This is a genomic window from Actinomyces sp. oral taxon 171 str. F0337 (genome assembly GCF_005696555.1).
GTDB lineage: Bacteria > Actinomycetota > Actinomycetes > Actinomycetales > Actinomycetaceae > Actinomyces > Actinomyces oris_E.
Genome location: NZ_CP040005.1, coordinates 2,687,699 through 2,708,102, shown reverse-complemented (window position 1 = coordinate 2,708,102; position 20,404 = coordinate 2,687,699). Strand labels below are relative to the sequence as shown.

Below are 20,404 nucleotides of genomic sequence, written 5' to 3'. Positions count from 1 at the left end.
CGCAGCAGCCCATCCGCCGGTCAGCCGCAGAGTCGGCCGCCGAGTCAACCACCGATCGAACGCCGTGACACTGCCACGGCCATGACAGGACAAGGGAGGAACGATGTCCTTCGCCAGGACCCTGTTCATCGTCCTCCCCATGGTGGCCGCCGCCCTGGCGGCCCTCATCCTCGTGGCCGACCGCATCCACCGCCGCCCCATCGTCGGGGCCGCCCTGGTCATGGGCGCCATCGGCTTCGTGCCGGTGTGGGTGATGATCCCCTTCGAGCCCAACGTGCCTCCGGCCACCCTGGCCTGCTTCCTGGTGGTCGTCGCCCTCCTGCCCGGTTTCTCGTGGCGGCTGACCAGTGGCGACTTCATGGTCACCACCACCTGGTGCCTGGTGGGCCTGTCCGTCGCCGCGGGCTCGCCGCTCAACTACGTCCTGTCCGACGTCGTCTTCGGTGCCCTGCCCGCCTACCTCGCCGGACGGCTGCTCGTGGAGAGGCTCGGGCTGCGGCGCATGGCCGAGGTCCTGGCGGTCGTGTGGATCACGGTGGCGGTGCTGGCGCTCTTCGAGGCCGTCACCACCATCAACCCCTTCAGCTACATCACCGTCCACAACAACCTCTACGAGGAGTGGTCCCCGCCCCTGGCCCGGGGCAGCCTCACCCGCGTCGAGGGCGCCTTCGGTCACCCCATCGCCCTGGGAGTGTGCCTGGCGGCCGGGATCCCGCTCATCCTGGCCACACGGTGGAGGCCCGGCTACCGGATCGCGGCCGGCGCCCTCGTCCTGGGGGCGACCATCCCGACCTTCTCCCGCTCGGCGATCGCCTGCGCCGTCATCGCCGTCATCCTCAGCCTCATGCAGGTGCACACCAATATCCCCGCCCTGTGGCGGATGGGGTTCCTCACGGTGCTGGTCGGCGTGGGCAGCGTCCTGCTGCCCTACGTCCTGGGCGTCTTCGACTCGGCCGGCCGCGAGCAGGAGGACTCGGCCGGCTACCGCGGCGACATCCTCGTCCTGGTGCGTCAGCTCAAGCCGCTGGGGCTGTCCGCGGCCTACCAGAGGTCGGGGAGCTCGGTGGCCTGGGGCGGCTACAGCTCCATCGACAACCACCTGCTCCTGACCGCGCTGCGCTTCGGCTGGGTCCCCGTGACGCTTCTCATGGTGGGTCTCCTGGTGTACGGCGCCAGGGCCTTCGTCCAGCGCTCCAACCCCGCGCAGATCGCCCTGCTCAGCCTCATCCCGGCCTATGGCACAGTCGCCTTCATCACCCAGATCGGCACCGTCGTATGGCTCATCGCCGGCATGGCGGCCTCGGCGCAGGTCTCCGTCCTGCTGGAGAGCCGTAACAACACCACAGGTGGAGGCGTGGGCGTCGTCGCCGGGCAGGACAACCCCTGGAACCGGATCCGCAGCCGGGACTGGTCCCGCCGGGCCTTCACCGGCCGGTCGGTCCGGCCCGCCAGTGGTGCTGGGACGGGGAGTCACTAGACTCGCGGCCGTGCTCCTGACTGCGCTCCTGCCTCCGCTGCTCGCCGACGCCGACATCGCCCGCACCGTTCGCGCCGCCTCCTCCCGCTCGCGCTCCGACCGCAGCCTCGTCGTCGCACCGGGCGCCCGGCCCGCCGTCCTGGCCGCCATGGCCCTGGGCGAGGAGGGCGTCCAGCGGGTCGCCGGCGACGACGCGCAGGCGGCCGGAGCGGCAGAGGCCCCCGGCACGCCCCTGCTGGTCGTCACCGCCACCGGCCGCGAGGCCGAGGAGACCGCCCTGGCCCTGCGCAGCTACCTGCCGGCGGAGGACGTCGCCGTCATGCCCGCCTGGGAGACCCTGCCCCATGAGCGCCTCTCGCCGCGCGCCGACACCGTCGCCCAGCGCCTGTCCGTCCTGCGCCGACTGGCCCACCCCGAGGAGGGCGGGGCGATCCGCGTCCTCATCGTCCCCGTGCGCGCCCTTCTGGCCCCCGTCATCGCCGGGCTCGGCGAGCTCGAGCCCGTCCAGCTGGCCCCCGGTCTTGCCGTCGGCCTGGAGGAGACCGCACGCCGCCTGGAGGCCGCCGCCTACACGCGCGTCGACATGGTCGAGTCCCGAGGCGAGTACGCAGTGCGCGGTGGCATCCTCGACGTCTTCCCGCCCTCCGAGCCCAGACCGGTGCGCGTGGACTTCTTCGGCGACGAGATCGACGAGGTCTCCTCCTTCGCCGTCGCCGACCAGCGCACCATCGAGACGCTGGGCGCCGTGACCGCCACCGCTTGCCGCGAGCTGGTCCTCACCGACGCGGTGCGCGAGCGCGCCGCCGCCCTGGTCGACGCCGTCCCCGGCGCCGCCGACATGCTGGAGAAGATCAGCCAGGGCATCGCCGTGGAGGGCATGGAGTCCCTCGCCCCGGTCCTGGTCGACGCGATGGTCCCGCTGCTCGACCTCGTCGGGGACCGGCTCACGGTGCTGCTGGAGCCCGAGCGGGTGCGCAAGCGCGCCGAGGACCTCACCGCCACCACCACTGAGTTCCTCGCCGCCGCCTGGACCTCGGCGGCTTCCGGCGGCACGGTCCCCGTCGACCTGTCCGCCGCCGCCTTCGCCCACCTGGCCGAGGCCCGGGCCCTGGCCCTGTCCTCCAACCGCGGCTGGTGGTCCTTCACCGCCCTGGCCGCCGGCCCCGAGACCACCCGCCTGGACCTCAGCGACCCGCACACCTACCGCGGCGAGCTCGAGCGGGCCGTCGCCGACCTGGGCCGGCTGGCCCGCCAGGGCTGGACCGTCGTCGTGGCCACCGACGGGCCCGGACCCGGCCGGCGCATGGCCCAGCTCCTGGGCGACGGCGACGTTCCCGCCCGCATCGTCGACCAGCTCTCCGAGGTCACCGAGCTCGGCCGTGACGGCGACTGGACCCCCGCCCCGGCCGCCCCCGCCGATGAGACCGACGGATCGGCCGGCGCCGACGGTGAGACCGACGGTTCGGCCGGCGCCGACGGTGACGCGACGGCCGGCCCGGGCGACGGCGTCGTGCGCGTCACCCAGGCCAGCGCCGGCCACGGCTTCCTCGCCGAGGGGCTGCGCCTGGCCCTCATCGCCGAGTCCGATCTCACCGGGCGTGCCTCGGCCGGCCCCCGCGAGCGCCGCAGCCTGCCGGCCCGCCGCGCCCGCCGCTCCGTGGACCCCCTGTCCCTGCACGCCGGGGACCTCGTGGTCCACGCCCAGCACGGGGTGGGCCGCTTCATCGAGCTGAGCCGGCGCGCCGTGGGCGGGGCCCGCTCGTCGGCCACCCGCGAGTACCTCGTCATCGAGTACGCCCCCTCCAAGCGCGGCCAGCCCGGCGACCGCCTCCTGGTGCCCACCGACGCCCTGGACCAAGTCACCAAGTACGTCGGCGGCGACAGCCCCGCCCTGAGCAAGATGGGCGGCGCCGACTGGGCCAAGACCAAGTCCAAGGCCCGCAAGGCCGTGCGCGAGATCGCCGGGGAGCTCGTGCGCCTCTACGCCGCCCGCGCCGCCACCACCGGCCACGCCTTCAGCCCCGACTCCCCCTGGCAGACCGAGCTGGAGGAGGCCTTCCCCTACACCGAGACCCCCGACCAGCTCTCCACCATCGACGAGGTCAAGGCCGACATGGAGAAGGCCCAGCCGATGGACCGGCTCGTGTGCGGCGACGTCGGCTACGGCAAGACCGAGATCGCCGTACGCGCCGCCTTCAAGGCCGTCCAGGACGGCAAGCAGGTCGCCGTCCTGGTGCCCACGACCCTGCTGGTGAGCCAGCACGCCGAGACCTTCACCGAGCGCTACGCCGGTTTCCCGGTGACCGTGGGGGCCCTGTCCCGATTCCAGGACGCCGCCGAGTCCGCCAAGGTGCTCGAGGGCCTGGAGAAGGGGACGGTGGACGTCGTCGTCGGCACCCACCGTCTCATCACCGGCCAGGTGAGGTTCAAGGACCTGGGCCTGGTCATCATCGACGAGGAGCAGCGCTTCGGGGTGGAGCACAAGGAGACCCTCAAGGCGCTGCGCACCAACGTGGACGTCCTGTCCATGTCCGCCACCCCGATCCCGCGGACCCTGGAGATGGCGGTCACCGGCCTGCGCGAGATGTCCACCCTGGCGACCCCTCCCGAGGACCGCCACCCGATCCTGACCTACGTGGGCGCCTACGAGACCAAGCAGGTCTCCGCCGCGATCCGCCGCGAGCTGCTGCGCGAGGGGCAGGTGTTCTTCGTCCACAACCGGGTCGAGGACATCGACGCCACCGCCGCGCGCCTGGCCGAGCTGGTGCCCGAGGCGCGCGTGGCCACCGCCCACGGGCAGATGAACGAGCACCAGCTCGAGGCCGTCATCGACTCCTTCTGGCGCAAGGAGACCGATGTGCTCGTGTGCACCACGATCGTGGAGACCGGGCTGGACGTGTCCAACGCCAACACCCTCATCGTCGACCGCGCCGACCGCATGGGCCTGTCCCAGCTCCACCAGCTGCGCGGGCGCGTGGGGCGCGGCCGGGAGCGGGCCTACGCCTACTTCCTCTACCCCTCGGACAAGCCACTGACCGAGACGGCCCTGGAGCGGCTGCGCACCATCGCCACCAACACGGATCTCGGGGCCGGGATGCAGGTGGCCATGAAGGACCTGGAGATCCGCGGCTCGGGCAACCTGCTCGGCGGAGAGCAGTCCGGGCACATCGCCGGGGTCGGCTTCGACCTGTACGTGCGGATGGTTTCCGAGGCCGTGGCCGCCTACAAGAAGGCCCTGGCCCGCTCCGGGAAGGCCGGCGCCGACGCGATCGGCTTCGAGGAGGGTGACGACGAGGACGTCGAGCTGCGCATCGAGCTGCCCGTGGACGCCACCGTCCCCGAGGACTACATCCCCCACGAGCGCCTGCGCCTGGAGGCGTACACGAAGTTCGCGGCGGCGCGCTCGGGCGAGCAGGTCGACGACGTCCTGGAGGAGCTGGCCGACCGCTACGGGCCCGTGCCCGAGGCCACCGCCCGCCTGGCGGCGCTGGCGCGCCTGCGTGCCCTGGCCGCCGAGCTGGGGGTGCGGGAGATCGTCGCCCAGGGCAAGTCAGTGCGCTTCGCGCCGGTGGACCTGCCCGAGTCGGCGCGTATGAAGGTCACGCGCCTCTACCCGGGGACTGTGCTGAAGCCCGCCACACGCACCATCGTGGTGCCCGCGCCGGGCACCAACCGCATGGGTGGGGCGGCCCTGTCCGGCGAGGAGGTCGTGCGCTGGGCCGAGGTGCTCCTGCACGCCGTCGTCGAGGGTGACAGCTCCTACGAGACCGAGGCCACCACTTACCGCAAGCGCCGCTGACGGCCGGGGCCGCGCCGGTGGGCAGCGATGCGCCGGCTGCGTGCGTCGTCGCGGGTGGAACGGTAGGGTCGGGGGCGGAAATGCTGTGACACCATGTCGCCCTCCAGCGTCATCCCCCTCCAGGAGCAGACCGTGACCCGAAGCCTTGCCGCACGCACGCGCGTCCTCACCGCCAGCGCTGCACTCCTCCTCGCCGTCGGGGCTCTCGCCGGCTGCTCCGACCATCCCGGTCAGGTGGCCGACATGCACTACACCGGCCTGGACGGGGCCAGCCACTCCGTCGTCGTGAGTGAGAAGGACATCGACGTCGTGGTCAAGGAGATGGCCTCCGTGCCCGGCCAGACGGGTCAGGAGCGTCTGGGTGCGAATCGGTCCGAGATCGCCGGCTCCCTCATCACGGAGCCCATCCTGGCTGAGGTCGGCAAGGCCCACGGCCTGAACGTCACCGATGCACAGATCGTGAAGCTGGCCAAGGAACAGCTGGGCTTCGAGCCCCGCCAGGCTTCAACGCTCACCTACCTGCGGGGGGTGGCCATAAGCAGCCAGCTCGAGAATCTCAGGCAGCAACCGCAGCAGGCTCAAAAGGCTCAGCCCGTCTTCGCCGACCTGAAGAAGGTCTACGACACGCTCGACGGCGATCTCTCCCCGCGCTACTCCACGAAGGGTCAGACCTGGTTGACCCAGACGGATCCCAACCTGGCATCTGCCAACAATCCCCTCGGAGGCGGCCAGCAGCAGGCTCCCCAGCAACCGCAGCAGGCTCCACAACAGGGTGGTGACCAGCAGCCCCAGCAGCAGGCTCCACAACAGGGTGGTGACCAGCAGCCCCAGCAGCAGGCTCCACAACAGGGTGGTGACCAGCAGCCCCAGCAACAGGCCCCACAACAGGGTGGTGACCAGCAGCCCCAGCAGCAGGGCGGTCAGCAGCCCGCCGACTCCGGCCAGACCGATGGGCAGATCGGAACTGGCCAGGGTGGCGGCGACGCGGGCGAGAGCGGCCAGGGCGCCGACCAGTCCGAGACCAACGGCCAGTAGGGGCCGGTCAGGGCCGTGTGGACGACGGCGGAACCGAGGGGCCGCCGTCGTCCAGTGTTTCTCGCCGGGCGTGAACACTGTGCATTCCTCAGGACCATGGCCCTCGTGGTGGGGTTGTCGGCCCGCTAGGCTGATCCTGCATTCGGCAGTCGCGCGCGAGCGTGCCCGACGCCGACGAGCTCATCACGATCCCCCCCAGCAAGGAGCACCAAGTGGCCCTCATCGAGAACGTTCACGCCCGCGAGATCCTCGACTCCCGTGGCAACCCGACCCTCGAGGTCGAGATCCTCCTGGAGGACGGTGCCTCCGCTCGCGCCGCCGTCCCCTCGGGCGCCTCCACCGGTGCCTTCGAGGCCGTTGAGCTGCGCGACGGTGACAAGGACCGCTACAGCGGCAAGGGCGTGGAGAAGGCCGTCGACAACGTCAACGACGTCATCGCCCCCGAGATCATCGGCTTCGACGCCGCCGACCAGCGCGGCCTCGACCAGCTCATGATCGAGCTCGACGGCACCCCCAACAAGGGCAAGCTCGGCGCCAACGCCATCCTCGGCGTCTCCCTGGCCGCCGCCCAGGCCTCCGCCGAGTCCGCCGGCCTGGACCTGTTCCAGTACGTCGGCGGCCCCAACGCCCACGTCCTGCCCGTTCCCATGATGAACATCCTCAACGGCGGCTCCCACGCCGACTCCAACGTGGACATCCAGGAGTTCATGATCGCCCCCATCGGCGCCCCCACCTTCCGTGAGGCCCTGCGCATGGGCGCCGAGGTCTACCACGCCCTCAAGGCGGTCGTGAAGGAGCGCGGCCTGTCCACCGGTCTGGGCGACGAGGGCGGCTTCGCCCCCAACCTCGACTCCAACCGCGAGGCCCTCGAGCTCATCGTCGAGGCCATCGAGAAGGCCGGCTACAAGCCCGGCAAGGACGTCGCCCTGGCCATGGACGTCGCCTCCTCGGAGTTCTTCGACGAGAAGGCCAAGACCTACCAGTTCGAGGGCGAGGCCCGCGACAACGCCTTCATGGTCGACTACTACGAGAAGCTCATCACCGACTTCCCGATCGTCTCCATCGAGGACCCGCTCTCCGAGGACGAGTGGGACGACTGGAAGGCCCTGACCGACAAGATCGGCGACAGGGTCCAGCTCGTCGGCGACGACTTCTTCGTCACCAACCCCGAGCGCCTCAACAAGGGCATCACGCTCGGCGCCGCCAACGCCCTGCTGGTCAAGGTCAACCAGATCGGCTCCCTGACCGAGACCCTCGAGGCCGTCGAGATGGCCCACCGCGCCGGCTACAAGTCCATGACCTCCCACCGCTCCGGTGAGACCGAGGACGTCACCATCGCCGACCTGGCCGTGGCCACCAACTCCGGCCAGATCAAGACCGGCGCCCCCGCCCGCGGCGAGCGCGTCAACAAGTACAACCAGCTCCTGCGCATCGAGGAGGCCCTCGGCGACGCCGCGGTCTACGCCGGCGCCGGCGCCTTCCCCCGCTTCCAGGCCTGAGCCTGACGGCGACCTGCCGACGTCGAGCCGCTGACTGACGCGACGCCTCAGCCACGACTCGACGACGACGCACACCACCGCTTCGGGGCAGACGGGTTCTCCCGCCTGCCCCGAAGCGTCGTCTGAGGAGCGTTGCCGTATGCGCGTCCGCCAGGGGCGATTCATGACCGAAGCGTGAGCAACGCGCCCGGTGGGGTGCGCCGTCTCATGTGCCCTGGTGAGGCAGGATGCCGGTATGACTCCACGCCGCCCCTCCTCCAGCCAGTCCGGGACGCGTCGCGTCGCCGGCGGCGCCCGGCCCCGTCAGGTCCCGGCCGAACGGGCGGCATCCGCGGCCGGATCAGGGGCCGGATCGTCCCGCTCCCGGTCCGGGGCGCTGCCGACGACGGCGCCCGAGCGGGCCCTTCCACCCAGGGTGGTCATCCTGGCGGTCGTGTGCCTGCTCGCCTTCGTCGTCGTCTTCACCTCCCTGCGCGCCTACCTGTCCCAGCAGGCCCAGTACGATGCCGTCGTCGACAGGATCAGGGAGGCCTCCGACACCTCCACCGCCCTGGAGAACGAGCTGGCCCAGTGGAAGGACGACACCTACGTCCGGTCCCAGGTGCGTGAGCGCCTCGGCTATGTCATGCCCGGCGACACCAGCTACGTCGTCGTCGGCGCCGACTCCATGAAGCAGACCAAGGCCGGCGGCGGGGCCAGCGCGGGCTCCCAGGACGGTCCCTGGTACCAGAAGCTCCGGGACTCCTCGCGGGCCGCCGGCCAGTCCGGCAGCACCGCACCGGCAGGATCGAAGGACGGGGCGGACGGCAAGACCCTCAACCCCGGCCAGAAGGAGCTGCCGACCGGGGAGCCCAACCAGACGCCGTCGGATCCGCCCAGGACCACGCCGAAACCGGCCGTCACCCCGCAGACGAAGGAGACCCCGTGAGCCCCACCCCCCAGACGCAGGCGAAGGAGTCGGTCTCGTCGGCCGACCTCGAGGCCCTGGCCGACCAGCTGGGGCGGGTGCCGCGCGGTGTCGTCGCCATCGCGGCCCGCTGCGTGTGCGGGCGCCCCACCGTGGTGCGTACCGCCCCGCGCCTCGACGACGGCACCCCCTTCCCGACCAGCTACTACCTCACCCACCCGGCCGCCGTGAAGGGCTGTTCCACCCTGGAGGCCGAGCACCTCATGGAGACCTTCAACGCCGACCTGGCCGTCGACGCCGAGCTGGCCGCCGCCTACACCGCCGCCCACGCCGACTACCTGGCCCGCCGCGCCGAGCTCGGGCAGGTTGCAGAGATCGAGGGGGTCTCCGCCGGCGGCATGCCCACGCGCGTCAAGTGCCTCCACGCCCTGCTCGGGCACGCCCTGGCCGCTGGGACCGGCGTCAACCCCATCGGTGACCGCACGCTGGAGGCACTGCGCGAGCGCGGACTGTGGGATCCTGAGCGCTGCTTCTGCTGAACGGGCAGGGATGTCCTGCTCTCTCCTTCCCGACCCCGCCCAGGAGGCCGCCACCATGACCCGCGTCGCCGCAATCGACTGCGGTACCAACACCATCCGCCTCCTCATCGCCGAGGCCCACCGCGACAGCTCCGGCCGCCCCCGCCTCGAGGTGCTGCGCCGCCGCAACGAGATCGTGCGCCTGGGGCAGGGCGTGGACCGCACCGGCCTGCTCGACCCCGAGGCCCTGGAGCGCACCCTGGCCGCCGTGGCCTCCTACGCCGCCGACTGCACCGAGCTGGGTGTCGCCCCCGGGAGCGACGTGCGGCGCTTCGTGGCCACCTCCGCCACCCGCGACGCCCGCAACCGTGAGGACTTCGTGGCCGGAGTGAGTCGCCTGCTGGGCATCGAGCCCGAGGTCGTCAGCGGCCAGGAGGAGGCCCGCCTGTCCTTCACCGGCTCGCTCCTGGGCGCTCGCGGGGGAGAGGACGTCGAAGCACCGGGGCAGCTGCGGGGCGAGCGCGCGCCGGCGCCGCGCCTCGTCGTCGACCTCGGGGGCGGATCCACCGAGCTGGTCCTGGGCGTGGACGAGCCCAGCGCCGCCATCAGCCTGGACACCGGCAGCGTGCGCATCACCGAGCGCTTCCTGGCCGGCGGTGTCACCCCCGACTCCGAGGCCGCCGCCCGGGCCGAGGTGCGCGGCCTGCTCGAGGAGGCCGAGCGGGTCGTCGACCTGTCCGCCCCGGGGCGGCTGGTCGGCCTGGCCGGCACCATCACCACCGTCACCGCCCACGCCCTGAACCTTCAGACCTTCGACCCGCAGGCCCTGAACGGCGCCGAGCTGAGCCCGCAGGCCGTCCTGGCCTCCTGCGAGGCGATCATCCACTCCACCGCCGAGCAGCGCGCCTCCTGGGGATACCTGGCCCCCGGTCGCCGCGACGTCATCGCCGCCGGCGCCCTCGTGTGGAGCGAGGTCGTCTCCCGCGTCGTGGAGCGGACCACCGCCGCCGGGCACCCGCTGGAGCGGGTCACCACCAGCCTCTACGACATCCTCGACGGCATCGCCCTGTCGCTCGTGCCCGAGCAGGCGCCGACCGAAGAGGCCCGGGCGTGAGCGCGACGTCGCTGACCTGGGGCGGGCGCCGCGTCCCCGGCCCCGGTGGCCTGCCCGCGGTAGCCGTCTCCCTGACCGGGCCGAACCTCGCCCACGCGCGGGCCCAGGCCCGCAGCGCCATCGGCGCCGGTGCCGACGTCCTCGAGCTGCGCGTCGACCTGCTTGAGGAGGCCGGCGCCCTGGCCGCCTCCGCCGAGGCCACCGGTGCGAAGCCGCCCGCCTCCGACTCGCTGGACACGGCCACGGTCGCGGCCCAGACCCTGGAGTGCCTGCGGGGTGTGGGTGATGCTGTCAACGCTGCCGACGGAGCCCCCCTGGTGCTCACCTGCCGCACCGCCGCCGAGGGGGGCCGGGCCCACCTGGACGACGCAGCCTACGGCGCCCTCTTGCGCTCCGTCCTCGACGGGCTCGCCGACTGGGCGCCCGAGCGCCGCCCGGCCGCCATCGACGTCGAGGTCCAGCGCGGCTGCCTGCGGCGGGTCTGCGAGCATGCCCACACACTGGGCGTCGACATCGTCGCCTCCTTCCACGACTTCGAGGCCACGCCTCCCGATGAGGTCCTGGAGGGGGTCCTCGCCCGCATGGCCGATGAGGGGGCCGACCTGGCCAAGATCGCCGTATGGCCCACCAGCGCCGACGACGTCGCCCGCCTCCTGGGCGTGTGCGCGCGGGCCACGATGGGCACGGGGGAGGGCACCGGCCGGGGTGTGCCCGTGGCCGCCATGTCCATGGGGGCGCTCGGGGCGGTCAGCCGCGTGGCGCCGGCCTTCGGGACGGCGCTGACCTTCGCCGTCGTCCCCGACGAGCAGGGGGAGGCCCGGGCCTCCGCGCCCGGCCAGATGCCGATCCAGGACGTGCGCCGCTGCCTGGAGCTCCTGCGGGCCTGAGAGATGTTCCGTGCCCGCGAGTTCGTAGGGTAGGTCGTGCGTTCGAGGGGTGAAGGGCACGACCGCGACCCCTACGGTACGAACGCGTGGAGCCCGATGGGCTTGGGGCCGTTGTCCTCCGGATGATCTCAGTTCCGTGCTCCTTGCGTGCTCCCGTGGCCAGGACATGGGGACAAGTGCCCGCCGCCGGCCGCCGTGATCGCGGGCCCTTCGTCGCTCGGCGCGAGTAGTCTTCGCTGCACCCGCAGTGCCTTACGACAGGTCGGGTCGCAGGCGGGACCGGGAGCGAAAGGGGGCGAGCATGGCCGAGCACGGGCGGCGCAGCGCCGTCGGCATGGGCCTCGTCGGGGCGGCGGCACTGTCGCTGGGCGGGTGCGCCTCAGCGAAAGAGGACCGGTCACGGTCGGGCGCGACACCGACGCCGACGTCGGACGGCCGTTTCGCGAGCTTCACCGAGTACGTTCCCGTGAAGCTGGAGATCCGGACCGATCTGGGACGCCTCGACAGACGCATGCCGGGCATCACCATCTCCTCGGCCCACTGGGTCATGCAGTACTGGCAGGAGGAACGCGAGCTCCTGCCCCCGCAGGACCGCCCGATATGGATACACGGGGTGATGACGCTCGATCCCGCCGGCACCCGGGCCCTCGCCGAGGCATCGAGCGGAAAAGCCGATCCGCTCCCGGGCATTTATCCTGACCTGCGCCAGTACGTCCCCGAGAGCAAGGTCTTCACCACGGTCCCGAAGGAGAAGGCCGATGAGATCCTCGATGTCAAGCATATGATGCGAGACGATCCGAACGCCCATGGGTCAGACGGTGTCGGGGTGGATCGGGCGGCGGTCTGCGCCGACGCCAACCTCCTGATCCTCATGGCCAACGAGCACATATTCTGAACCCCCGGCCGAGGCGCAGGCCGATGCCTCCGCCCGTTCGTCGGGTAGGTCGCGCGTTCGTACCTTTAACCCTCTGTGCTGTCTCCTCACTTCTGAGACGTATGAGTATCAAGACTGCTGAAGCACTCGTTCGGGCAGGGGCTCGGGGCGGGCTGGTGGTCCTGGAGCGGATGGTGTGCTGAGAGAAGAGGCATGATGGGGCGTTGGTGTCCATGGCGCTGACATCAGCCCTGCACCGACGCCGCACCTCGAAGAGAAACCGCACAATTCCAACGATCCCCGTCGAGAGCTTTGGTGGAGGGCTCGTTGATGTCAGCGCTGTGGACACCGAGTCGCGGGCCTGCTCGACTCCGCGGTGTCTAGGCGGCGGACCGGCCTCGCCTTGCTATGCCTGCCCCCTTCAGGCTCCCGTGCTGGGGCCTGGAGGTCATGGTTCAACACCGGTTCCGGCCCACTCTCGCCCCGAGTCGGTTTACTCCGCGAGGGTCGGGAAATACTGGCCGAAGGGTGTACGTACTGCACGAAGGCCCCAGGCAACCCATCCCACCCCGTCTCATATTTCATAACATCCGAAACTCCCAGAAGTCGTGAGATAACGCAGTACCTTCCACCCTCGAACGCGCGCCCTCAGGGGCGACCGCGCGAGCCGGTCGCTGGCTCTGGTGCAGAGGGGCCAGATCTGGTCGGTGTGTCGTAGCCGGTATGTCAGGTGTCCAGCGGGGTCAGAACGGCGATCTTCCAGCTCTCACTGTCGCGGACGAGTTGGTAGATGAAGTGCTCACTCGGTACGCCGGCGTCGTGGGTCCAGGTGACGTCAGCCCAGATGCTGTGCCCGGTCTCAGCAACGACCTTGATGGTTGCGTGAGTGGTGGAGACGGCCTCGTACTGGCCGAACGCCCCGGAGAAGAACTGCTCGGTCTGTGAGGCCTCGGAGACAGCGATGGGGTGTTCGGGGAACTCGATCAGTGCGGGTACGGCGTAGTGCTCGGCGATGGCCTTGGAGTCTCGGCCAAGCAGGGCGCGGGTGTAGGAGTCGAAGAACTGCTGCACGATAGTGCTGTTGGTCATGGCGTCCACGCTACGCTCAAACCCGGACACGCCCATGTCGCGGTTACGATGAGTCCATGAACTCGCCTGCAGGACGGGCGTCCGCTGCATCACGTGACCCATACCTGACCCTGCGACGGGTGGAGCGTCAGCAGCACCTCATCGAGCGACTGCATGCCAGCCCGAAGCGACTGACGCTCGGTCGTCTCGCCAACGACCTGCACGTGACTGAGCGGACCATTGCCCGCGACCTGGAACGGCTGCGCCACTCCGGCGTGCCGGTCACCGTGATCCCAGGCCGAGGCGGAGGTGCCACCATCGAGCACGCTGGTCCGCCTGGACCTGTTGAGTTGGATCTCCCGGAGATCGCCGCTCTGATGGCCAGCCTCACCGCCCTTGGGCCGACCGCTAGTGACTCCGCCTTCTCCGTCATGCGTAAGCTCACCGCTGCGCTCACGGGGACCTCACCTCAGCGCACTTGACAAGCTGTCACTGCCGCCAGGTGGGGCGCCTCACCGGCTACCTGCCTGTTCGCGCGGCCTGCCAATGTCGTAGTCTTGCCCACGTTGCCCCGGCGAGGGACGCGCCAGCGAGGCGCGCATCCGTGATCGACGTGGTGGTACCTGGCGGTACTGCGCGTCGTCGCGCCCAGCCGGACCACCATCAGCCGCGGGGCACCGGGCCCCGCCTCATCCGCAAGGAGAGCCACATGGCCAACAACGCCATCACCCTCAAGGCCCAGGACCGCACCGAGTTCGGCAAGGGCTCGGCCCGCCAGGCCCGCCGCGCCGGCCAGGTCCCCGTCGTCGTCTACGGCCACGGCACCGAGCCCCGCCACCTCCTGCTCGAGGAGCACGCCACCCGCCTGGCCCTGCGCAGCAACGACAACGCCCTGGTCGAGCTGGTCATCGACGGCGGTGAGACCCTCCTGGTTCTGGGGAAGGACGTGCAGCGCCACCCCATCCGCCCCGGCGTGCAGCACGTCGACTTCCTCCTGGTCGACCGCAACGAGCGCGTCGACGTCGAGGTCCCGGTCACCGTCATCGGCACCGCAGCCCCCGGCACTATGCACATGATCGAGGCCGCCACCATCATGGTCTCCGCCCCGGCCGTCTCCGTCCCCGAGACCATCGAGGTCGACATCACCGACGTCGCCGCCGGTACCGTCCTCACCATCGCCGACATCACCCTGCCCAAGGGTGTCGAGGCCGTCTCCGATGCCGACACCGCCGTGGTCAACGTGGCCGACGAGCACGCCGTCGCCTCCGAGGTCCCCGAGGTCGTCCCCGCCGAGGGTGACGCCGAGACCGAGGCCGAGTGAATCGCGCGTGACTGACATGTCCAGCCACGACGACGCGCCGGCAGGCGCCACCCGTGCCTCCCGCGCCGGGCTCACCCCGGGGCGGGGCGCATGAGTGAGGCCTGGCTCGTCGTCGGGCTGGGGAACCCCGGGCCCCGGTACGCCCGCAACCGCCACAACGTCGGCTACTTGGTGCTCGACGTTCTGGCCGAGCGCACCGGGTCCCGGTTTTCCCAGCACAAGAAGGCCCGCGCCCGCGTGGCCGAGGGGCGACTGGGCATGATGCCCGGCGGAGCCCCCGGCCCCCGCGTCATCCTGGCCGAGCCCTCGGTGCTCATGAACCTCTCCGGCGGCCCCGTGGCCGGGCTCGTCTCCTACTACGGGATCGACCCCGCCAGCCGCTTGCTCGTTGTCCACGACGAGCTCGACCTGCCCGCCCACGATCTGCGCCTCAAGCGCGGCGGCGGCGAGGGTGGTCACAACGGCCTGCGCTCCATCAGCAAGTCCGTCTCCACCAAGGACTACGCGCGCCTGCGCGTGGGCATCGGCCGCCCGCCGGGACGCCAGGATCCCTCCGACTTCGTCCTGTCCGACTTCCCCGGCCGTGAGCGCGCCGACCTCGGCGTCACCCTGGAGCAGGCTGCCGACGCCGTCGAGCAGGTCGTCACGGCCGGCTTCGACGACGCCCAGCAGCGCCTCCACGCGCCCCGCTGACGTGAGGTCGCGCCACCGCGAACCGCCTCAGCGAGGCTGCTGGGGCTCAGGCCATGAGTCCGGTCTCGTAGGCGACGACGACGGCCTGGACCCGGTCGCGCACGTCGAGCTTGGTGAGCACATTGCCCACGTGCGTCTTGACGGTGGTGGCTGAGACGACGAGGTGCGCGGCGATCTCCGCGTTCGACATGCCCTGGCTCATGAGTACGAGGATCTCCTTCTCGCGCGGGGTCAGCGAGTCGATCCGTGGATCCGAGGAGGGCTGGGCCGGCGCGTCCGAGCTCGGTAGCGAGGCGGCGAACATCTCCAGCATCCGCTGGGTGATGCGCGGTGAGACGACTGCCTCCCCGGAGGCCACGGTACGGATCGCCTCGGCGAGCTCGGTGGGCCGGGTGTCCTTGAGCAGGAAGCCGGAGGCCCCGGCGCGCAGCCCGGCGAAGGCGTACTCGTCCAGGTCGAAGGTGGTCAGGATGAGTACGCGCGTGCTCGGGCACTCCCGGGCGATGAGCTCGGTGGCCTCAATGCCGTTCATGCCCGGCATGCGCACGTCCATGAGGATGACGTCGGGGTGCAGGGCCTTGGCCTGGGCCAGGGCGGAGGTCCCGTCGGAGGCCTCGCCGACGACGGTGATGTCCTCCTCGGCCTCCAGCACCATGCGGAAGCCCATGCGCATGAGCGCCTGGTCGTCGGCGAGCACGACGCTGATCGGGCCGCTGACCTCACCGGGGCGCTCCGACCCGTCGGGCCGGACAGGGTCGCCGCTGTTCACAGGGGCGTCTGCCATGAGAAAGTCCCTTCGTCATGCTCGTCCCAGCGCAGGACTGCGCGGACTCGCCAACCCGTGGGCGTCGGGCCGGCCTGTACGGTCCCACCATAGACCGATGCGCGTTCCCGCATGCCGATTAGCCCCTTGCCTGACCCGTGCATCGGACGTGTGCCGGGGGCGGCCTCATTGTCCACGGTGAGAACCACGGTGCCGATGTGCCGCTCGACGTCGACGCTGACGGCCGGTGTTGTCGGGGCGTAGCGCAGCACGTTGGTCAGGGCCTCCTGAGCGATGCGGAACACGGTGAGCTGGAGTGCCTTGTCCTCCGGGAGTGCCGCACCCACCCACCGGTAGCTGACGGGCACCCCCGCAGCCACGAAGCGCTTGACCAGCTCGGTGATGTCGGCCTGCTCGGGGGAAGGAGCCAGGGGCAGGTCGCCCCGGGACCGGTCGCCCGCGCCGTCGGTGGCCCGTTGGCGCAGGCTGGCGATGGGGGCGCTGGGCTCGACCGGTGTCACCGTCCCCAGGGGTGCGAACTCGGGCACCGGCAGGTCTCGGACCTCGCGGTGGCGGGTCGACGCCGGTGGGCTCCCTGAGGGGGCGGGGGGTTCCGGGGACTGCGAGGCCCCCGCCGTTCTCCCCTTCAGGTTCCAGTGGGGGCGGCGGGCGGAGTCGGACTGGTCCGGGAGCGGTGCCGTGTCCTGCGCGCCGGTTGAGGAGGCGGAACCCACCGAGCCATCGGGGACGGAGGCGTGTCCTGCGGTGACCGAGGGATCCTCCCGCAGGACCCCCACCAGGCGGCGGGTGTCGGCCAGGGCGCTGCGCCCGGCCTCGGCCAGGGTCTCCATGGCCTGCTTGGCGGTGGCCGGATTGCGCTCGACTGTGGCGGCGGCGCCATCGGCCATCGTGATCATGACGGCCAGGGAGTGGGCGACGACGTCGTGCATCTCCCGGGCGATGCGACTGCGCTCCTCGGCGGCCGCCAGCAGCGCAGACTGCTCGCTGGCCAGGGCCATCCGGGCCGAGCGGACCTCCATGGCCTTGAACCGCAGGCGGGTGGAGCGGGCATTGAGACCCACCAGAACACCGATGGCCGTGATGAGACCTACAACGAGCAGGCTTTGCCCGAGCTCTGGTAAGGAGAAGGAGCGGGACGGATTGAGGACGAAGTCGTCGCCGGCGCTGATGATGAAGTAGATGGCCCACACCGTCCAGGCGACGGTCGGTCCGCGGTGTGAGGCGATGGTGCCCAGACAGATTGGAACGGCCAGTATCAGAATGAGTACGAGGCCGGCCCACATGGACGCGCGCTGCTGCACGCTGAGGTGATAGACATGGATCTGCGCGAAGGAGTAGATCTCGAGCACTATCGTCAAGGCTGCCCATACCCGTATGGGATAGTGTCGTCGCAGTGCGAGTAGGACTCCACAAAGCCCCAGTGTGGAGAGCGTTATCGGCAGATGCAGGGTGGTGTTGGCATCGGCGTCCGGCCCTTTGAGGGACAGGTACATCATGATCAGGTCCAGCAGAACGATTCCGCCGGCAATGAGAGTGTCAGCGATCATCGGATGGCGGTAGTACCACTGTCTGATCGTGCGCAGCAGGCCCTGGGAATCGGGCTGGAACCCCAGGTCGTCGTCTGTGGGTATGTCGGCGGCTGGACGGCCGGGCTCAGGGGCTGGCAGCTGACTGGACATAGGGGTCAGTGTGTCATTCCACGGGGTCGTGATCGACGTCGACTTGTGCGGCTGGGAGACCCGTTCCCGAGGAGTGGGACTCGTCCTGCCGTTGTCGGGGGCGGGGATCGTGGGATCGGGGGAGGCCGTCGTCGGCACGGAACGGATGAGGGTCCGCAGGAGAGCGGGGTTGCTCAGCGCCGCGGGCAATCCGGTGCCCGCCCGACCCTTCGCGGCCGACGCGGCTGTAGCGCCGGGGGCGTCGGCCGCTGAGGAGGCGGGCGGGGCACCAGTGTCGTCTCGGGGCGAGGTGGGGGAGGAAGCATGAGGAGGCGTGGGGGATGACATGGGTCTTCACCTCCGGCTGATGGTGGGGTACCCGCCGTCTCAGGCGTCGCGCCGGGAGAAGACGAACCAGGCGACGATGAGCGGGATGAGTACCCAGGCGGCGAAGACCGCGATGGCCTGACCGTGGGTGAGGAACTGGGCGCCCTGTCCGCCCCACTCGGTCGTGCGCTGGAACGGGTCGGAGACGGCCTCGGAGACGGTGCTTGGCAGGCAGCCGATGATCTTGTAGATCCAGTCCCACTTGCTGGCCGCGATCTGGAGGGGAGTGGAGATGATGAACAGGAGGGAGACGATCACGGTGATGGTGCCGGCGGTGGAGCGCAGCAGGAAGCCGAGCCCCAGGGCCATCAGGGCGATGACGGCGAAGACCAAGCCCGAGCCCCAGATGTGGCCGGCGTAGTGCGAGTCGGTGAGTGAACCGGCGTGCTCACCGATGAAGGGCTTGGAGATCGCCCAGGACAGGAACACGGACACCGAGCCCAGCAGGAAGGCGACAACGCTGAGGACCACGGCCTTGGCCAGTAGCAGGCGGCCGCGATGTGGGATTGCCGTCAAGGAGGAACGGATCTGTCCCGAGGAGTACTCCCCGGTGATGATGAGGGCCCCTAGGACCGCGACCACGACCTGCCCGAATGTCAGACCGGAGGTGATCATGTTCTTGGCCGTGTCCTGGTAGTGCTCGGACTGTCCGAGGGCGGCGGTGAGGCCGGCGCCGAACAGGACGGTCAGGGCGATGGTGATGAAGGAGGTGATCCACGTCGAGCGCAGGGACCAGAACTTGATCCACTCCGCACGCACGGAGCGAAGGATGGTCTGGCGGCCCTGGATGCGTGGGCCGGCTGGGCGCGGGGTGGAGCTTGAGGGGGCGGTCCCGACGGCGGTGCGCGCCGGGGCCTGGGCTGTGGGGGCGGCAGAGGCGTGTGCTGGAACGTGGGTACTCATGGCTGAGCCTTCCGGAAGTGAGACGGATGGAGCTGCTGATGACGGGCGCGGTGCGGCCGAGGACGTGGGCCTCAGCCCCGGGCGGAGCCCTGCGGTGCGGCCTGGCGCATCTGGGCCTGCTGCATCTGGGCCTGGGACGCGGGGTCGGTGCGGTACTCCACGGAGTCGCTGGTCAGGGTCATGTAGGCCTCTTCGAGGCTGGCGTGGATGGTGGTGAGCTCGTGCAGGACGATGCCGCCCTGGGCGGCCAGCTCACCGATGGTGGCGGCGGTGGTGGCGGTGGTCTCCAGGACGTTGGGGGACACGGGCTGGGCGGCCAGGTTGCGGGAGGCCATGAGCTCGGCGAGCTGGGTGGCCTGAGGGGAGGCCACGCGCACTCGGTCGGTGGTGGCCGAGGCGATGATGTCGTCGACAGGTCCGGCCGTCAGGATCCGGCCGCGGCCGATGACCAGGAGGTGGTCGGCGGTCTGGGCCATCTCGCTCATGAGATGGGAGGAGATGAATACGGTGCGGCCCTCGCCGGCCAGGCGGCGGCAGGTCTCACGCACCCACTTGACGCCCTCGGGGTCCAGGCCGTTGACGGGCTCGTCGAACAGGAGCACGCCGGGGTCGCCCAGCAGGGCTGCCGCGATGCCCAGGCGCTGGCCCATGCCCAGGGAGAAGCCCTTGACGCGCTTCTTAGCCACGGAGGTCAGGCCGGTGATTTCCAGGACCTCGTCGACACGCTTGGCGGGGATGCCGTTGGAGGCGGCCAGCTGGCGCAGGTGGCTGCGGGCGCTGCGTGAGCCGTGCAGGCCCTTGGCGTCCAGCAGGGCACCGACCTCGCACAGGGGGGCCGACAGGTCCCGGTAGGGGCGCCCGTTGATCGTGACCTTGCCGCCGGTGGGCTTGTCCAGGCCCATGATCATACGCATCGTGGTGGACTTGCCCGCCCCGTTGGGGCCCAGGAAGCCGGTGACGGTGCCGGGCTCGACGGTGAAGGAGATGTTGTCCACCGCGGTCTTGCTGCCGTAACGCTTGGTGAGATTGACTGCCTCGATCATGATGTTCTCTCTTCGACGTAGGCCTCTGGTGAAGGCGTGGATGGGTGGGTCGCCGTGGTTCTTTCGGGGGCTTCTCTCAAGGAGCAACCGGATGGCTCCAGCCTAGGAGCGCGCCGTCGTCGGTGAATCGGCCGAGGTAACGAACCTGGGAGCGGCCGGTGCGGGTCCGCCAGGGGGAGGAGGGTCCTCCTGGAGGATGAGAACCGATCGGTCGACGGAGCCGCTGGAGGCCGCCGAGGTGGCGTCGGCGCTCGGTGCACGGGTGGGGAGCTCTCCCCTGAGGGCTACGTTGTGAGGGAAATGGGTTCCCCTGACCGTGCTGGGGATGCGCATAATGTGCGCAGATTCTGGTACCGGCTGTCAACGGCCGGACCGGACTGCGAGCGGCGGCCTCTCCTGGGCCGACGGTCCCAGCCCCCTCAGAGAGGATGAGAGGA

17 protein-coding genes are annotated in these 20,404 nt (G+C 70.6%); 12 read left to right on the top strand and 5 right to left on the bottom strand.

The window, feature by feature from the left end; translation table 11 throughout:
• The first annotated feature begins 103 nt into the window (after positions 1–103).
• The 9 genes from FBF36_RS11590 (at position 104) to FBF36_RS11550 (ending at position 12,131) form a co-directional block, all read left to right on the top strand.
• Positions 104–1,477, top strand: coding sequence for a membrane protein (locus FBF36_RS11590; protein WP_009395261.1), 1,374 nt, complete (start codon positions 104–106; stop codon positions 1,475–1,477).
• A 10-nt stretch (positions 1,478–1,487) separates the two neighbouring features.
• Positions 1,488–5,276 carry a transcription-repair coupling factor gene (gene mfd / locus FBF36_RS11585; protein ID WP_138137581.1) on the top strand — a complete coding sequence of 1,263 codons (3,789 nt, stop codon included), beginning with the start codon at positions 1,488–1,490 and terminating at the stop codon, positions 5,274–5,276.
• A 93-nt stretch (positions 5,277–5,369) separates the two neighbouring features.
• Positions 5,370–6,311 (top strand): hypothetical protein, encoded by a 942-nt coding sequence (locus FBF36_RS11580; RefSeq protein ID WP_138137579.1) that lies wholly within the window; start codon positions 5,370–5,372, stop codon positions 6,309–6,311.
• A 212-nt stretch (positions 6,312–6,523) separates the two neighbouring features.
• Positions 6,524–7,810, top strand: coding sequence for a phosphopyruvate hydratase (eno, locus tag FBF36_RS11575; protein ID WP_034492810.1), 1,287 nt, complete (start codon positions 6,524–6,526; stop codon positions 7,808–7,810).
• Positions 7,811–8,045: 235 nt separating this feature from the next.
• Positions 8,046–8,738 carry an FtsB family cell division protein gene (locus FBF36_RS11570; protein WP_034492805.1) on the top strand — a complete coding sequence of 231 codons (693 nt, stop codon included), beginning with the start codon at positions 8,046–8,048 and terminating at the stop codon, positions 8,736–8,738.
• Positions 8,735–9,256, top strand: coding sequence for a DUF501 domain-containing protein (locus FBF36_RS11565; protein WP_009397261.1), 522 nt, complete (start codon positions 8,735–8,737; stop codon positions 9,254–9,256). Before FBF36_RS11570 ends, FBF36_RS11565 begins: the two co-directional genes overlap by 4 nt.
• A 55-nt stretch (positions 9,257–9,311) precedes the next feature.
• Positions 9,312–10,349: an exopolyphosphatase gene (locus tag FBF36_RS11560; RefSeq protein ID WP_034492813.1), complete on the top strand. Its 1,038-nt coding sequence runs from the start codon at positions 9,312–9,314 to the stop codon at positions 10,347–10,349.
• The gene (locus FBF36_RS11555; RefSeq protein WP_138137577.1) at positions 10,346–11,236 is read left to right on the top strand and encodes a type I 3-dehydroquinate dehydratase; all 891 of its coding nucleotides are present in this window, start codon (positions 10,346–10,348) and stop codon (positions 11,234–11,236) included. The genes FBF36_RS11560 and FBF36_RS11555 overlap by 4 nt, the downstream gene beginning before the upstream one ends.
• Positions 11,237–11,537: 301 nt before the next feature.
• Positions 11,538–12,131, top strand: a complete 594-nt coding sequence (locus FBF36_RS11550; protein WP_009394861.1) for a hypothetical protein — start codon at positions 11,538–11,540, stop codon at positions 12,129–12,131.
• 705 nt (positions 12,132–12,836) lie between these two features.
• Here FBF36_RS11550 and FBF36_RS11540 read toward each other — a convergent pair.
• Complete coding sequence (locus FBF36_RS11540; RefSeq protein ID WP_034491632.1) at positions 12,837–13,199, bottom strand: hypothetical protein; 363 nt, start codon at positions 13,197–13,199, stop codon at positions 12,837–12,839.
• 56 nt (positions 13,200–13,255) lie between these two features.
• Between FBF36_RS11540 and FBF36_RS11535 the strand changes: the two genes are divergently transcribed.
• The 3 genes from FBF36_RS11535 to pth all read left to right on the top strand — a co-directional run bounded on the left by FBF36_RS11535 (position 13,256) and on the right by pth (position 15,192).
• The gene (locus FBF36_RS11535; protein ID WP_034491616.1) at positions 13,256–13,660 is read left to right on the top strand and encodes a helix-turn-helix transcriptional regulator; all 405 of its coding nucleotides are present in this window, start codon (positions 13,256–13,258) and stop codon (positions 13,658–13,660) included.
• A gap of 227 nt (positions 13,661–13,887) precedes the next feature.
• Positions 13,888–14,499, top strand: a complete 612-nt coding sequence (locus FBF36_RS11530) for a 50S ribosomal protein L25/general stress protein Ctc (RefSeq protein WP_009733940.1) — start codon at positions 13,888–13,890, stop codon at positions 14,497–14,499.
• A 90-nt stretch (positions 14,500–14,589) separates the two neighbouring features.
• Positions 14,590–15,192, top strand: a complete 603-nt coding sequence (gene pth / locus FBF36_RS11525; protein WP_138137573.1) for an aminoacyl-tRNA hydrolase — start codon at positions 14,590–14,592, stop codon at positions 15,190–15,192.
• A 46-nt stretch (positions 15,193–15,238) separates the two neighbouring features.
• Here pth and FBF36_RS11520 read toward each other — a convergent pair whose 3' ends face one another.
• The 4 genes from FBF36_RS11520 to FBF36_RS11505 form a co-directional block, all read right to left on the bottom strand.
• Complete coding sequence (locus FBF36_RS11520) at positions 15,239–15,976, bottom strand: response regulator (RefSeq protein ID WP_009733942.1); 738 nt, start codon at positions 15,974–15,976, stop codon at positions 15,239–15,241.
• Positions 15,958–17,982 carry a sensor histidine kinase gene (locus FBF36_RS11515; protein WP_225792358.1) on the bottom strand — a complete coding sequence of 675 codons (2,025 nt, stop codon included), beginning with the start codon at positions 17,980–17,982 and terminating at the stop codon, positions 15,958–15,960. The genes FBF36_RS11520 and FBF36_RS11515 overlap by 19 nt, the downstream gene beginning before the upstream one ends.
• A 39-nt stretch (positions 17,983–18,021) precedes the next feature.
• Entirely contained in the window at positions 18,022–18,924 is a 903-nt protein-coding gene (locus FBF36_RS11510) for an ABC transporter permease (RefSeq protein ID WP_034491617.1), read from the bottom strand.
• Between the two features lie 71 nt (positions 18,925–18,995).
• Complete coding sequence (locus FBF36_RS11505) at positions 18,996–19,967, bottom strand: ABC transporter ATP-binding protein (RefSeq protein ID WP_009733946.1); 972 nt, start codon at positions 19,965–19,967, stop codon at positions 18,996–18,998.
• Positions 19,968–20,404 lie beyond the last annotated feature (437 nt).